The 15,020-nt window shown below is 61.1% G+C and carries 11 protein-coding genes; 9 read left to right on the forward strand and 2 right to left on the reverse strand.

Going from position 1 to position 15,020, the window contains the following annotated elements:
• Positions 1–116: 116 nt before the first annotated feature.
• Positions 117–980, reverse strand: coding sequence for a DNA-3-methyladenine glycosylase (locus C9422_RS28535; protein ID WP_116582953.1), 864 nt, complete (start codon positions 978–980; stop codon positions 117–119).
• Entirely contained in the window at positions 977–2,404 is a 1,428-nt protein-coding gene (gene arcD / locus C9422_RS28540; protein WP_116582954.1) for an arginine-ornithine antiporter, read from the reverse strand. Before arcD (C9422_RS28540) ends, C9422_RS28535 begins: the two co-directional genes overlap by 4 nt.
• Positions 2,405–2,849: 445 nt before the next feature.
• Here arcD (C9422_RS28540) and arcD (C9422_RS28545) point away from each other — a divergent pair, with 445 nt between their 5' ends.
• From arcD (C9422_RS28545) to C9422_RS28585, 9 genes are all read left to right on the forward strand, one after another.
• Complete coding sequence (gene arcD / locus C9422_RS28545) at positions 2,850–4,277, forward strand: arginine-ornithine antiporter (RefSeq protein ID WP_007974411.1); 1,428 nt, start codon at positions 2,850–2,852, stop codon at positions 4,275–4,277.
• Between the two features lie 33 nt (positions 4,278–4,310).
• Positions 4,311–5,567 (forward strand): arginine deiminase, encoded by a 1,257-nt coding sequence (arcA, locus tag C9422_RS28550; protein ID WP_007974408.1) that lies wholly within the window; start codon positions 4,311–4,313, stop codon positions 5,565–5,567.
• A gap of 81 nt (positions 5,568–5,648) precedes the next feature.
• Positions 5,649–6,659 carry an ornithine carbamoyltransferase gene (locus C9422_RS28555; RefSeq protein ID WP_007974406.1) on the forward strand — a complete coding sequence of 337 codons (1,011 nt, stop codon included), beginning with the start codon at positions 5,649–5,651 and terminating at the stop codon, positions 6,657–6,659.
• A 137-nt stretch (positions 6,660–6,796) separates the two neighbouring features.
• The gene (arcC, locus tag C9422_RS28560) at positions 6,797–7,726 is read left to right on the forward strand and encodes a carbamate kinase (protein WP_116582974.1); all 930 of its coding nucleotides are present in this window, start codon (positions 6,797–6,799) and stop codon (positions 7,724–7,726) included.
• A gap of 12 nt (positions 7,727–7,738) precedes the next feature.
• Positions 7,739–8,101 carry a DUF5064 family protein gene (locus C9422_RS28565; RefSeq protein ID WP_116582955.1) on the forward strand — a complete coding sequence of 121 codons (363 nt, stop codon included), beginning with the start codon at positions 7,739–7,741 and terminating at the stop codon, positions 8,099–8,101.
• Between the two features lie 202 nt (positions 8,102–8,303).
• A complete protein-coding gene (locus C9422_RS28570; protein ID WP_007977290.1) occupies positions 8,304–9,812 on the forward strand; it encodes a sigma-54-dependent transcriptional regulator in 1,509 nt (502 codons plus the stop codon).
• 396 nt (positions 9,813–10,208) lie between these two features.
• Complete coding sequence (gene gcvH / locus C9422_RS28575; protein WP_007977291.1) at positions 10,209–10,592, forward strand: glycine cleavage system protein GcvH; 384 nt, start codon at positions 10,209–10,211, stop codon at positions 10,590–10,592.
• 11 nt (positions 10,593–10,603) lie between these two features.
• Positions 10,604–13,456 carry an aminomethyl-transferring glycine dehydrogenase gene (gcvP, locus tag C9422_RS28580; RefSeq protein ID WP_116582956.1) on the forward strand — a complete coding sequence of 951 codons (2,853 nt, stop codon included), beginning with the start codon at positions 10,604–10,606 and terminating at the stop codon, positions 13,454–13,456.
• A 185-nt stretch (positions 13,457–13,641) separates the two neighbouring features.
• Entirely contained in the window at positions 13,642–15,018 is a 1,377-nt protein-coding gene (locus C9422_RS28585) for an L-serine ammonia-lyase (protein ID WP_116582957.1), read from the forward strand.
• Positions 15,019–15,020 lie beyond the last annotated feature (2 nt).

A 15,020-nucleotide genomic window follows, 5' to 3' on the forward strand; every position in this document is an offset into this window, starting at 1 on the left:
ATCGCCGCACCGCCGCTCCCACAGTTGATCGTGGTCGTCCTGTAGAACTCGGTCACCTGTGGGAGCGAGCTTGCTCGCGATGACGCCAGAAGAGGCAACTAAAAACCCGGATCAGCTCAGTCCACCCGACTCAACGAAGTCCAAAGAAGCTGCGCCGCATACCCTCGATATGGTCGCCACGCTTCCGCCCGCGCCAACAGCTGCTTCGCCGTCACCGGCCCACCCTCCAGCGCCGCCAACGCATTGACCAGCCCCACGTCGCCATTGGGAAATCCATCCATCTCCCGCAACTGGCGCAATGCAATGTATTGCGCCGTCCAGTCACCAATCCCGTGCAACGCCAGTAACCGCGCTACGCCCCCCTCCCGACCAGGCTCGAACAATCGCGGGTCATCGAGCAATGCCCGGGCCACACCCGACAAGGTCCGCCCTCGGCTTTTCGGCATGCCCAACGCAGCCAGATCGGCCTGCGCCAACACCTGCGCCGAGGGGAACACATGACTCAAACCCGCTAACGGCTTACCCAGTGGCACGCCATATTGCGCCACCAGTTTCCCCGCCAGGCGGATCGCCGCCGTCACCGTAATCTGCTGGCCCAGCACCGCGCGGATCGCCAGTTCCAGCCCGTCCCACGCCCCCGGCACACGCAGCCCGGGACGCTCGGCAATCAACCGGGCCATCAGCGGATCAAGCGCCAAATGCCGATGGATGGTGGCGAGGTCGGCATCGAGATCGAACATCCGCCGCACGCTTGCGACGATGTCGGGCACGGCGCTCGGGTCGGGAAAGTCCAGCGTCAGCTCAAGGGCGTCAGACGTGGTAGGCCGGATAGAAAAGCTGCCGTGCATCCCCTTCAGATCGATGCTGCGCGAGTAGACGCCGTCGGCAACCGTTTCCAGTCCTGCAATCGCCCGTGCCGACAAAAATCCCAGCATGGCCGGCCAGTCATAGGGTGGCTGATACGCCAGCAGCAGCTTCACAGACTCAGCAACCCGCTATACAACCCATAAGCCGCCAGCCCGGCGCCGCCGATGACCGCAGTGAAAACGCCTTTCTCGAGCGTCGTGAACAATGGCATGCCCTGTTCATGGCGGGCCTTGGCAAACAGGATCACACCCGGCGCATACAGCAACGCCGACAGCAGCAAATACTTCAGGCCGCCGGCGTACAGCAACCACACCGCGTAACTCAAGGCGATGACGCCAACCAGCAAATCCTTGCTGCGCTCGGCGGTTGCCTGCTGGTAGGTTTCCCCGCGCACGCACAACAACACCGCATAGGCCGCCGACCACAGGTACGGCACCAGAATCATCGATGACGCCAGATAAATCAGACTGGTGTAGGTGCCGGCGGAAAATAGCGTGATCAGCAGGAACAACTGGATCATCGAGTTGGTCAGCCACATGGCATTGACCGGCACACGGTTGGCGTTTTCCCTGGTCAGGAATGCCGGCATGGTCTTGTCTTTCGCCGTGGCGAACAGGATTTCGGCGCACAACAGTGCCCAGGACAGCAACGCCCCCAACAGCGAGATCGCCAGGCCGACGCTGATCAGCACTGCCCCCCAGTGGCCGACGATATGCTCAAGCACCGCCGCCAACGAGGGGTTCTGCAGTTTCGCCAGTTCCGGCTGGGTCATGATCCCCAGCGACAGCACGTTCACCAGCACCAACAGTGCCAATACCCCAATGAACCCGATCACCGTCGCCCGGCCCACGTCGGAACGTTTCTCTGCCCGGGCCGAATAGACACTGGCCCCCTCGATACCGATGAACACGAACACGGTAACCAGCATCATGTGCCGAACCTGATTCATCACACTGCCGAATTCCGGGTTGTTACGCCCCCAGATATCGAGGGTAAAGATGTCCGCCTTGAACGCCACGGCGGCAATCACGATGAACATGATCAACGGTACGATCTTGGCCACGGTGGTCACCTGGTTGATGAACGCCGCCTCCTTGATCCCGCGCATCACCACAAAATGCACGGTCCAGAGCAGCACCGAAGCGCAGGCGATGGCGATCGGCGTGTTGCCTTCGCCAAAGACCGGAACGAAATAACCAAGGGTGCTGAACAGCAGCACGAAGTAGCCGACGTTGCCCAGCCAGGCGCTGATCCAGTACCCCCAGGCGGACGAGAAGCCCATGTAGTCGCCGAACCCGGCCTTGGCATAGGCATACACCCCGGACTCCAGCTCCGGCTTGCGATTGGCCAAGGTCTGGAACACGAACGCCAGGGTCAGCATGCCGACGGCGGTGATCGCCCAACCGATCAGGATCGCCCCGGCATCGGCCCTCGCCGCCATGTTTTGCGGCAGGGAAAAGATCCCGCCGCCGATCATCGAACCCACCACCAGGGCGATCAATGCGCTCAGGCGAAGCTTGCTCGGTGATTGCGACATCGTTGCATCTCCATTTTTTTTCGGGGGGCGACAACTGCCGCGAGATCGTCACATATCGGGCTTCAACTAAACTGTTGAAGCGTAATAACGTTTATTGGATAACGCCAACCCATGTCTTTTTACTTGCACAAAATGGCTATTAAAGGCGCCGATATAATCATTTGTTGTATACGCTTTTCCAATACATCCATTTCGTACAAAAAACCCGTGAGGAAGATTGGCGAATTCTGAAAAACCAACTAGCGTCATAATTCGAAACAGAATACAAAATAACTGAAATAATCCACTCAAAGGCTCTAAATCAGGCATTACAAGCAGCCGCCTTGAAATGATGGCACTCCGCCAACAAACTGGGAACGCTCTCATTTAGTGATCCAAGTCAGCTGATTGGATAACCAACGGAATTAATCTGCTGGCCTCTCTTCTCCTGCATTGGAGTCATGCAATGTCTGAAGCTCCCGGAAAACTCAAACTCGGCGCACTGGTTGCATTAGTCGTCGGTTCGATGATTGGTGGCGGGATCTTTTCCTTGCCGCAAAACATGGCCGCCAGTGCCGATGTCGGTGCCATTCTGATCGGTTGGGCAATCACCGCCGTCGGCATGCTCACCCTGGCGTTCGTGTTCCAGACCCTGGCCAATCGCAAACCCGACCTGGACGGCGGGGTCTACGCCTACGCCAAGGCCGGTTTCGGCGACTACATGGGCTTCTCGTCCGCCTGGGGATACTGGATCAGTGCCTGGCTGGGCAACGTCGGTTACTTCGTCCTGCTGTTCAGCACGCTCGGCTACTTCTTTCCGCTATTCGGGGAGGGGAATACCCCTGCTGCCGTGATCGGTGCCTCGGTGCTGCTCTGGGCCGTGCATTTCCTCGTACTGCGAGGCATCAAGGAAGCCGCGTTCATCAACCTGGTGACCACCGTCGCCAAGATCGTGCCGCTGGTGCTGTTCGTGTTGATCGCGTTGTTCGCCTTCAAACTGGACATCTTCACCGCTGACATCTGGGGCCTCAAGAATCCGGACCTGGGCAGCGTGATGGACCAGGTGCGCAAGATGATGCTGGTCACCGTGTGGGTGTTCATCGGCATCGAAGGCGCGAGCATCTTTTCGGCCCGGGCGGAAAAACGCAGCGACGTGGGTAAAGCCACCGTGATCGGCTTTGTCACCGTGCTGTTGTTCCTGGTGCTGGTGAACGTGCTGTCGCTGGGGATCATGACCCAGCCGGAACTGGCCAAACTGCAGAACCCGTCGATGGCGGCGGTGCTGGAGCATGTGGTCGGCCACTGGGGCGCAGTGCTGATCAGCGTCGGCCTGATCATCTCGCTGTTGGGGGCGTTGCTGTCGTGGGTGCTGCTGTGTGCGGAGATCATGTTCGCCGCAGCCAAGGACCACACCATGCCGGCGTTCCTGCGCAAGGAGAACGCCAACCATGTACCGGTCAATGCCCTGTGGCTGACCAACGCCATGGTGCAGATCTTCCTGGTCATTACCTTGTTCTCGGCCAGCACTTACCTGTCGCTGATCTACCTCGCCACCTCGATGATCCTGGTGCCGTACCTGTGGTCGGCGGCCTATGCCTTGCTGCTGGCCGTGCGGGGCGAAACCTACGAGGGCGCGTCGGGCGGTCGGCAGAAAGATCTCATCATCGGCGCCGTGGCCCTGGTCTACGCGATCTGGCTGCTGTACGCCGGCGGCACCAAATACCTGCTGCTGTCCGCCCTGCTCTATGCCCCCGGCGTGATCCTGTTCGCCAAGGCCAAGCTGGAAATCGACAAACCGGTTTTCACCAACGTCGAGAAGCTGATTTTCGCTGCGGTGGTCGTCGGCGCCGTGGTGGCGGCCTACGGTCTCTACGACGGCTTCCTGACCCTGTAATGCAATTGTTTTGTCATCTGGAGGATCACTGTAATGACCACGGAAAAAGTTAAGTACGGCGTCCATTCCGAAGCCGGCAAACTGCGCAAAGTCATGGTTTGCTCCCCAGGACTTGCCCATCAGCGGCTGACCCCGAACAACTGCGATGAACTGCTGTTCGACGATGTGCTGTGGGTGGCCCAGGCCAAGCGCGACCACTTCGACTTCGTCACCAAGATGCGCGAACGTAACGTCGATGTGCTGGAAATGCACAACCTGCTGACCGACATCGTCGCCATTCCCGAAGCCCTGGACTGGATTCTGGAACGCAAGATCACCGCCAACTCGGTGGGCCTGGGCCTGATCAACGAAACCGCGTCGTGGCTGCGCAGCCTGGAGCCACGTCACATCGCCGAATTCCTGATCGGCGGCGTATCGGGCGACGACTTACCGACCAGTTTCGGCGGCAAGGCCATCGAGATGTTCCGCGACTTCCTCGGCCACTCCAGCTTCATCCTGCCGCCGCTGCCCAACACCCAGTTCACCCGCGATACCACCTGCTGGATCTACGGTGGCGTTACCCTCAACCCGATGTACTGGCCGGCGCGCCGTCAGGAGACCCTGCTGACCACCGCCATCTATAAATTCCACCCCGAGTTCACCAACGCCGACTTCCAGATCTGGTACGGCGACCCGGACAAGGACCACGGCAACGCCACCCTTGAGGGCGGTGACGTGATGCCGATCGGCAACGGCGTGGTGTTGATCGGCATGGGCGAACGCTCCTCACGCCAGGCCATTGCCCAACTGGCGGTGAACCTGTTCAAGAACAAGGCCGTCGAGAAAGTGATAGTCGCCGGCCTGCCGAAATCCCGCGCGGCGATGCACCTGGACACCGTGTTCAGCTTCTGCGATCGCGACCTCGTCACGATCTTCCCGGAAGTGGTGAACCAGATTGTCGCCTTCACCCTGCGTCCCGATGAAAGCAAGGCAGGCGGCATCGACATCCGTCGCGAGGACAGCAACTTCCTCGACACCGTCGCCCAGGCTCTCAACCTCAAGGCATTGCGCGTGGTGGAAACCGGCGGCAACAGCTTCGCCGCCGAACGCGAGCAATGGGACGACGGCAACAACGTGGTGGCCGTGGAACCGGGCGTGGTCATCGGCTACGACCGCAATACCTACACCAATACCCTGCTGCGCAAGGCCGGGGTGGAGGTCATCACCATCAGCGCCGGCGAACTCGGCCGGGGACGGGGCGGCGGCCATTGCATGACCTGCCCGATCATCCGCGATCCGATTGACTACTAACCTATTACCTTGGCCCGCGCTGCCCTCTACCCCAGGGCATGCTCGGACCAAGGGGATAACCGACACCTTAGGAGATCCAAAATGGCGTTCAACATCCATAACCGCAATCTGCTGAGCCTGGAACACCACACCCCTCGCGAATTGCGCTACCTGCTCGACCTGTCCCGCGACCTCAAGCGTGCCAAGTACACCGGCACCGAACAGCAGCATCTCAAGGGCAACAACATCGCGCTGATCTTCGAAAAAACCTCGACCCGCACCCGCTGCGCGTTCGAAGTTGCAGCCTATGACCAAGGCGCCAACGTCACCTACATCGACCCGAACTCCTCGCAGATCGGTCACAAGGAAAGCATGAAGGACACCGCCCGCGTGCTCGGGCGCATGTACGACGCCATCGAGTACCGTGGCTTCAAGCAGGAAATCGTCGAGGAGCTGGCCAAGTTCGCCGGTGTACCGGTGTTCAACGGCCTGACCGACGAGTATCACCCGACACAAATGATCGCCGACGTGCTGACCATGCGTGAACACGCCGACAAACCGATCCACGAAATCAGCTACGCCTACCTCGGCGACGCGCGCAACAACATGGGTAACTCGCTGTTGCTGATCGGCGCCAAGCTCGGCATGGACGTGCGCATCTGCGCGCCAAAAGCCCTGTGGCCGGCGGACGACCTGGTCGCCCGCTGCAAACAGTACGGTGAAGAAAGCGGCGCGCGCATCACCCTCACCGAGGACCCGAAAGCGGCGGTCAAGGGCGTGGATTTCATCCACACCGACGTCTGGGTCTCGATGGGCGAACCGGTTGAAGCCTGGGCCGAACGCATCCAGCAACTGCTGCCGTACCAGGTCAACGCCGAACTGATGAAAGCCACCGGCAACCCGCGCACCAAGTTCATGCACTGCCTGCCGGCGTTCCACAACTGTGATACCAAGGTCGGCAAGCAGATTGCCGAGCAGTACCCGCACCTGAGCAACGGCATCGAAGTGACCGATGACGTGTTCGAGTCGCCGGCTTGCATCGCCTTCGAGCAAGCGGAAAACCGCATGCACACCATCAAGGCGATTCTGGTATCGACGCTGGCTGACCTTTAACAACCGATCACGCTTCCACGATCGATCACTGACCTGTAGGAGCTGCCGAAGGCTGCGATCTTTTGATCTTGCTATTGATCTTCAAAGATCAAAAGATCGCAGCCTCCGGCAGCTCCTACCCCCAAAAGGACTGCACCATGCGAATCGTCGTTGCTCTGGGCGGTAATGCCCTGCTCCGCCGCGGCGAACCGATGACCGCTGACAACCAGCGCGCCAACATCCGGATCGCCACCGAACAGATCGCCAAGATCCATCCCGGCAACCAACTGGTCATCGCCCACGGCAATGGCCCCCAGGTCGGCCTGCTGTCATTGCAGGCGGCGGCCTACACCTCGGTTTCACCCTACCCGCTGGACGTGCTCGGCGCCGAGACCGAAGGCATGATCGGCTACATCATCGAACAGGAACTGGGCAACCTGCTGGACTTCGAAGTGCCCTTCGCGACCCTGCTGACCCAGGTCGAAGTCGATGCCAATGACCCCGCCTTCAAGAACCCGACCAAACCCATCGGCCCGGTCTACAGCAAGGCCGAGGCGGAACAACTCGCCGCCGAGAAAGGCTGGGCCATCGCCCCGGACGGCGACAAATACCGTCGCGTGGTCGCCAGCCCGAAACCGAAACGCATCTTCGAAATCCGTCCGATCAAATGGCTGCTGGAAAAAAGCAGCATCGTGATCTGCGCCGGCGGCGGCGGCATTCCGACCATGTATACCTCGCCCGGCAAACTCGAGGGCGTCGAAGCGGTCATCGACAAGGACCTGTGCTCGGCGCTGCTGGCTGAACAGCTTGAAGCCGATCTGCTGGTGATCGCCACGGACGTCAACGCCGCTTTCATCGACTTTGGCAAACCCACGCAGAAAGCCATCGCCCAGGCGCACCCCGACGAAATGGAAAAACTCGGCTTCGCCGCCGGCTCTATGGGACCGAAGGTGCAGGCAGCCTGCGAATTCGCGCGCCATACTGGAAAAGTGGCAGTGATTGGCTCGCTCGCAGACATCGAAGCGATCGTTCAGGGCAAGGCCGGTACGCGCATCAGCACGGCAACACCGGGCATTATTTACTCGTAAGGAGAGACGTCCATGGCAATGTTTGAGCCAGGCCACTTGCACATCGAGCGTCACGCGCTGACCAAGGATGATGTGAGCTACAACATCCACCTCGACTATGAAGTCAGCAAGAACCCCAAAGGGGAAAAAGGCATTCAGTTCACCATGCATGGCAGCATTCAGGGCAAGGAGCTGAAGGAGCCCTTCTTCCTGCCCAAGGAGGAAGCCTACAACTTCGCCAGCAACGTGACGAAAATCGCCGAGAAATATGGCATTCCCAAAGAAAAAATCGCCATTGGTTCGTCACACGAACATTACGACCTGATGTTCGAAGACATCCGCACGCAACTGAATATGAAATCCGGCGACCCGATAGATCTCGAGAAATTCGAGTAGCCCACATTTCCTGTGGGAGCGGGCTTGCTCGCGTAAGCGTCGTGTCAGGCACCATCGTTGGCGACTGATACACCGCTTTCGCGAGCAAGCCCGCTCCCACAGGGGAGATCATCGACCTATCGAAGTCCGCGCAAGATTTCACCATTAGCCCGCCCCAAGGCATACTTGCCACCCTCCGCACTGCAGAACCCGAAACCGCCCCATGCGTATCCACGTCAGCTTCATCGACCGCGTCGGTATTACCCAGGAAGTCCTGGCCCTGCTTGGCGGGCGCAATCTGAACCTGGATGCGGTGGAAATGGTCCCGCCCAATGTTTACATCGACGCCCCGACCCTGAGCCCGCAAGTCCTCGAAGAACTGCGCGATGCCCTGTTCAGCGTGCGTGGCGTACAAGCGGTGACGGTGGTCGACATCCTGCCCGGCCAGCGTCGGCACTTGCAGCTCGACGCATTGCTGGCCGCCATGACCGACCCGGTGCTGGCACTGGACAGCGACGGCAAGGTGTTGCTGGCCAACCCGGCGTTGATCGCCCTGTACGGCCGCGAACCGAATGGTGAAAGTGTGGCCGAGCTGTTTGCCGACCCGGCCTTGCTCGACGCCCTGCTCGAACACGGCTTTCGCCTGCCCCTGCGGGAAATCATCGTCAATGGCCAGACCTTCCTGCTCGACGCCACGCCGATCACCGACGCCGGCGCCCTGTTGACCCTGTACCAGCCGAACCGCATCGGCGAACGTCTGTCCGCGCTGCACCATGATCACGCCGAAGGTTTCGATGCACTGCTCGGCGAGTCCCCGGTGATCCGCACCCTCAAGGCGCGCGCCCAGCGGGTGGCGGCCCTCGATGCACCGTTGCTGATCCAGGGCGAAACCGGCACCGGCAAGGAACTGGTGGCCCGTGCCTGTCACGCCATCAGCGCCCGGCACAGCTCCCCCTTTCTGGCGTTGAACTGCGCGGCATTGCCGGAAAACCTCGCCGAAAGTGAACTGTTCGGCTACGCCCCCGGCGCTTTCACCGGCGCGCAACGTGGTGGCAAGCCTGGGCTGATGGAGCTGGCCAACCAGGGCACGGTGTTTCTCGATGAAATCGGCGAGATGTCGCCGTATTTGCAAGCCAAGCTGCTGCGTTTCCTCAACGACGGCAGTTTTCGCCGGGTCGGCGGTGACCGTGAGGTCAAGGTCAACGTACGGATCCTCAGCGCCACCCACCGCGACCTGGAAAAAATGGTCAGCGAAGGCCTGTTCCGCGAAGACCTGTTCTATCGCCTCAACGTCCTGAATGTTGAAGTACCGCCGTTGCGCGAGCGCGGCCAGGACATCCTGCTGTTGGCCCGCTACTTCATGCAGCAGGCCTGTGCGCAGATCCAGCGCCCGATCTGTCGCCTGGCACCGGGCACTTACCCGGCGCTGCTGGGCAACCGCTGGCCGGGCAACGTGCGGCAATTGCAGAACGTGATCTTCCGCGCCGCGGCGATTTGTGAAAGCAGCCTGGTGGACATCGGCGACCTCGACATCGCCGGCACCTCAGTGGCCCGCCAGGGCGACCATGACGTCGACAGCCTGGAACAGGCCATGGACGAATTCGAGAAGACCCTGCTGGAAAAACTCTACGTCAGCTATCCCTCGACCCGGCAACTGGCAACCCGCCTGCAAACCTCCCACACCGCGATTGCCCATCGGTTGCGCAAGTACGGCATACCCGGCAAAGCCTGACCCCTCCCCCTGTAGGAGCTGCCGCAGGCTGCGATCTTTTGACTTTGATCTTATGGTGCCTGCAACAAGATCGCAGCCTGCGGCAGCTCCTACAGACCCGTTCAAAAACGACCTCCATCTGTACTGAAAGCGCTACAGCGGAACGATAACGCTACACCCCTCTCCGATCACGGCTGTGCAAGGCTTTGATCCACCTCGGCTTTTATCATCGACATATGCCGTATCGATTTCGCTACAGCGAATGAATTTCAAGCTTTATCGAAACCACCTAAATCATTGATCAATAACAATAAAATCAACATTGGCCGCGTTCTTGCTATGTAGTTCTCCATCACAGGGCATCGCCCAAGCATTCAATCGCGTCCACCAGACGAGTCTGGCCCCTTAGGAGTTTCCATGAGCGAGTTGCGTTTTACTGAAGATCACGAATGGCTGCGCACCGAAGCTGACGGCAGCGTCACGGTCGGCATCACCGCTTTCGCACAGAACGCCCTGGGCGACGTGGTTTTCGTTCAACTGCCTGAGCTGCAGTCCTACGACAAAGGCGCCGAAGCCGCCACCGTGGAATCGGTAAAGGCTGCCAGCGGCGTGTACATGCCATTGGACGGCGAAGTGCTGGAAGTGAACCCGGCCCTGGACAGCAGCCCTGAGCTGGTCAACGAAGATCCGCTGGGCGAAGGCTGGTTCTTCCGTTTCAAACCTGCCGATGCCTCCGCTGTCGGCCAACTGCTGGACCAGGACGCCTACGACCGCCTGATCAAAGCCCAAGCCGAAGCCTGAGGAGCACTGACATGACCCAAGTGAATCTGACCACTGCCAACGAATTCATCGCCCGTCACATCGGCCCTCGCGCCGGTGACGAGCAAGCCATGCTCAACAGCCTCGGCTTCGACTCCCTGGAAGCCCTGAGCGCCAGCGTGATTCCCGACAGCATCAAGGGCACCAGCGTCCTCGGCCTGGAAGACGGCTTGAGCGAAGCCGATGCCCTGGCCTTGATCAAGTCCATCGCGAGCAAAAACCAGCTGTTCAAGACCTTCATCGGCCAGGGCTACTACGGCACCCACACGCCGTCGCCGATCCTGCGCAACCTGCTGGAAAACCCGGCCTGGTACACCGCCTACACCCCGTACCAGCCAGAAATTTCCCAAGGCCGTCTCGAAGCGTTGCTGAACTTCCAGACCCTGATCAGCGACCTCACCGGCCTGCCGATCGCCAACGCCTCGCTGCTCGACGAAGCCACCGCCGCTGCCGAAGCCATGACCTTCTGCAAACGCCTGAGCAAGAACAAAGGCAGCCATCAGTTCTTCGCCTCCGTGCATTGCCACCCGCAGACCCTCGACGTACTGCGCACCCGTGCCGAGCCTCTGGGCATCGACGTGGTGGTTGGCGACGAGCGTGAACTGACCGACGTGACGCCGTTCTTCGGCGCCCTGCTGCAATACCCGGCAAGCAACGGTGACGTGTTCGATTACCGCGAGCTGACCGAACGTTTCCACGCCGCCAACGCCCTGGTCGCCGTGGCGGCCGACCTGCTGGCCCTGACCGTGCTGACCGCACCGGGCGAATTCGGTGCCGACGTGGCCATCGGCAGCGCACAGCGCTTCGGCGTGCCGCTGGGCTTCGGTGGCCCGCACGCCGCTTATTTCTCCACCAAGGACGCCTTCAAGCGTGACATGCCGGGCCGCCTGGTCGGTGTTTCCGTAGACCGTTTCGGCAACCCGGCCCTGCGCCTGGCCATGCAGACCCGCGAACAACACATCCGTCGCGAGAAAGCCACGTCGAACATCTGCACCGCGCAAGTGCTGCTGGCCAACATCGCCAGCATGTACGCCGTGTACCACGGTCCGAAAGGCCTGACGCAAATCGCCAATCGCGTGCATCACCTGACTGCGATCCTGGCCAAAGGCTTGAACGCATTGGGTCTGAACGTCGAGCAAGCGAACTTCTTCGACACCCTGACCGTGAAGACCGGCGCTCAAACCGCCGCCCTGCACGACAAGGCGCACGCCCAGCGCATCAACCTGCGCGTGGTCGATGGCGAGCGCCTGGGCCTGTCCCTGGACGAAACCACCACTCAAGCCGACGTTGAAACCCTGTGGAGCCTGCTGTCCGACGGCAAGGCCCTGCCGGACTTCGCCACCCTCGCCGCCTCGGTGCAGAGCGCCATCCCGGCCGCGCTGGTACGTCAGTCGCCAATCCTCAGCCACCCGGTGTTCAACCGCTATCACTCGGAAACCGAGCTGATGCGCTACCTGCGCAAACTGGCGGACAAGGACCTGGCGCTGGACCGCACCATGATCCCGCTGGGCTCGTGCACCATGAAACTCAACGCCGCCAGCGAAATGATCCCGGTGACCTGGGCCGAATTCGGCGCCCTGCACCCGTTCGCCCCGGCCGAGCAAAGCGCCGGTTATCAGCAATTGACCGACGAACTGGAAGCCATGCTGTGCGCTGCGACCGGCTACGACTCGGTTTCGTTGCAACCGAACGCCGGTTCCCAGGGTGAATACGCCGGCCTGCTGGCGATCCGCGCCTACCACCAGAGCCGTGGCGAAGACCGCCGCGACATCTGCCTGATCCCGTCGTCGGCCCACGGCACCAACCCGGCTACCGCTCAGATGGCCGGTATGCGTGTGGTCGTGACCGCGTGCGATGCCCGTGGCAACGTCGACATCGAAGACCTGCGCGCCAAGGCCATCGAGCACCGCGAGCACCTCGCCGCGCTGATGATCACCTACCCGTCGACCCACGGCGTGTTCGAAGAAGGCATCCGCGAAATCTGCGGCATCGTTCATGACAACGGCGGCCAGGTGTACATCGACGGCGCCAACATGAACGCCATGGTCGGCCTCTGCGCGCCGGGCAAGTTCGGCGGCGACGTGTCGCACCTGAACCTGCACAAGACCTTCTGCATCCCCCACGGTGGTGGCGGCCCGGGCGTTGGCCCGATCGGTGTGAAATCGCACCTGGCGCCGTTCCTGCCGGGCCACGCACAGATGGAGCGCAAGGAAGGCGCCGTTTGCGCGGCACCATTCGGCAGCGCGAGCATTCTGCCGATCACCTGGATGTACATTCGCATGATGGGTGGTGCGGGTCTCAAGCGCGCTTCGCAGCTGGCGATCCTCAATGCCAACTACATCTCCCGTCGCCTCGAAGAGCACTATCCCGTGCTGTACACCGGCAGCAACGGCCTGGTGGCGCACGAATGCATCCTCGACCTGCGTCCATTGAAAGACAGCAGCGGCATCAGCGTCGATGACGTGGCCAAGCGCCTGATCGACTTCGGCTTCCACGCGCCGACCATGTCGTTCCCGGTAGCCGGCACGCTGATGATCGAGCCGACCGAAAGCGAATCCAAGGAAGAACTGGACCGCTTCTGCGACGCCATGATCCGCATCCGCGAAGAAATCCGCGCGGTGGAAAACGGCACCCTGGACAAGGACGACAACCCGCTGAAAAACGCTCCACACACCGCCAAGGAACTGGTGGGCGAGTGGTCGCACCCGTACAGCCGCGAGCAAGCGGTTTACCCGGTTGCGTCGCTGATCGAAGGCAAGTACTGGCCGCCGGTCGGTCGCGTCGACAACGTGTTTGGCGACCGCAACCTGGTCTGCGCCTGCCCGTCGATCGAAAGCTACGCTTGATACATGGGGGGCGGCTCACCCGCCCCCCTTCAAGAACACCGCATCCCTGTGTAGGAGCTGCCGCAGGCTGCGATCTTTTGATCTTGATCTTGAAAAAACAGGATCAAAAGATCGCAGCCTGCGGCAGCTCCTACACACAAAGCATCTCCCGTGATACGCCTATAACAAGAAACCGGAGAACCACCATGTCGTTAAGCGTGTTCGACCTGTTCAAGATTGGCATCGGCCCCTCCAGCTCCCACACCGTTGGCCCGATGCGCGCCGCTGCGCGTTTCGTCGAAGGCCTGCGCCGTGAAGGGCTGCTGACGGCCACCACCTGCGTCAAGGTCGAGCTGTACGGCTCGCTTGGCGCCACCGGCAAAGGCCACGGCAGTGACAAGGCCGTGCTGCTGGGCCTGGAAGGCGAACACCCGGACACCGTGGATACCGAAACCGTCGCTGCGCGCCTGCAAGAGATTCGCAGCAACGCACGCTTGAACCTGCTCGGCGAACACAACATTGCGTTCAACGAGAAAGAACACCTGGCGATGATTCGCAAACCCTTGCCCTATCACCCCAACGGCATGATTTTTCGCGCCTTCGATGCGGCGGGTCTGCAGATCCGCAGCCGCGAGTACTACTCGGTCGGCGGCGGTTTCGTGGTCGATGAGGACGCCGCCGGCGCCGACCGCATCGTCGAAGACGCCACGCCCCTGACCTTTCCTTTCAAAAGCGCCAAGGACCTGCTCGCTCATTGCGCCAAATACGGCCTGTCGATCAGCCAGGTGATGCTGACGAACGAAAGCGCCTGGCGCCCGGAAGCGGAAACCCGCGCCGGCCTGCTGAAGATCTGGCAGGTCATGCAGGACTGCGTCGCCGCCGGTTGCCGTAATGAAGGCATCCTGCCCGGAGGCTTGAAGGTCAAACGCCGGGCGGCAGCGCTGCATCGGCAATTGTGCAGCAACCCTGAATCATCCTTGCGCGATCCGCTGTCCGTGCTGGACTGGGTCAACCTCTACGCCCTGGCCGTCAACGAAGAAAACGCCAACGGCGGACGCGTGGTCACGGCACCCACCAATGGTGCGGCCGGGATCATTCCGGCTGTGCTGCATTACTACATGCGTTTTATCCCCGGCGCGAATGATGACGGGGTGGTGCGCTTTCTGCTCACTGCCGCCGCCATCGGCATTCTGTACAAGGAAAACGCCTCGATTTCCGGCGCCGAAGTCGGCTGCCAGGGTGAAGTCGGCGTCGCCTGCTCGATGGCGGCCGGAGCCTTGTGCGAAGTGCTCGGTGGCAGCGTGCAACAAGTGGAGAACGCCGCGGAAATCGGCATGGAACACAACCTCGGGCTGACCTGCGACCCGATTGGCGGGCTGGTGCAGGTGCCTTGCATCGAGCGCAACGCCATGGGTTCGGTCAAGGCCATCAATGCCGTGCGCATGGCCATGCGCGGCGACGGGCAACACTTCGTCTCCCTCGACAAGGTCATCCGCACCATGCGCCAGACCGGCGCCGACATGAAAAGCAAATACAAGGAAACCGCCCGTGGCGGTTTGGCGGTCAACATTATCGAGTGCTGATG

Source organism: Pseudomonas sp. B1(2018), assembly GCF_003097365.1.
Lineage (GTDB): Bacteria > Pseudomonadota > Gammaproteobacteria > Pseudomonadales > Pseudomonadaceae > Aquipseudomonas > Aquipseudomonas laurylsulfatiphila.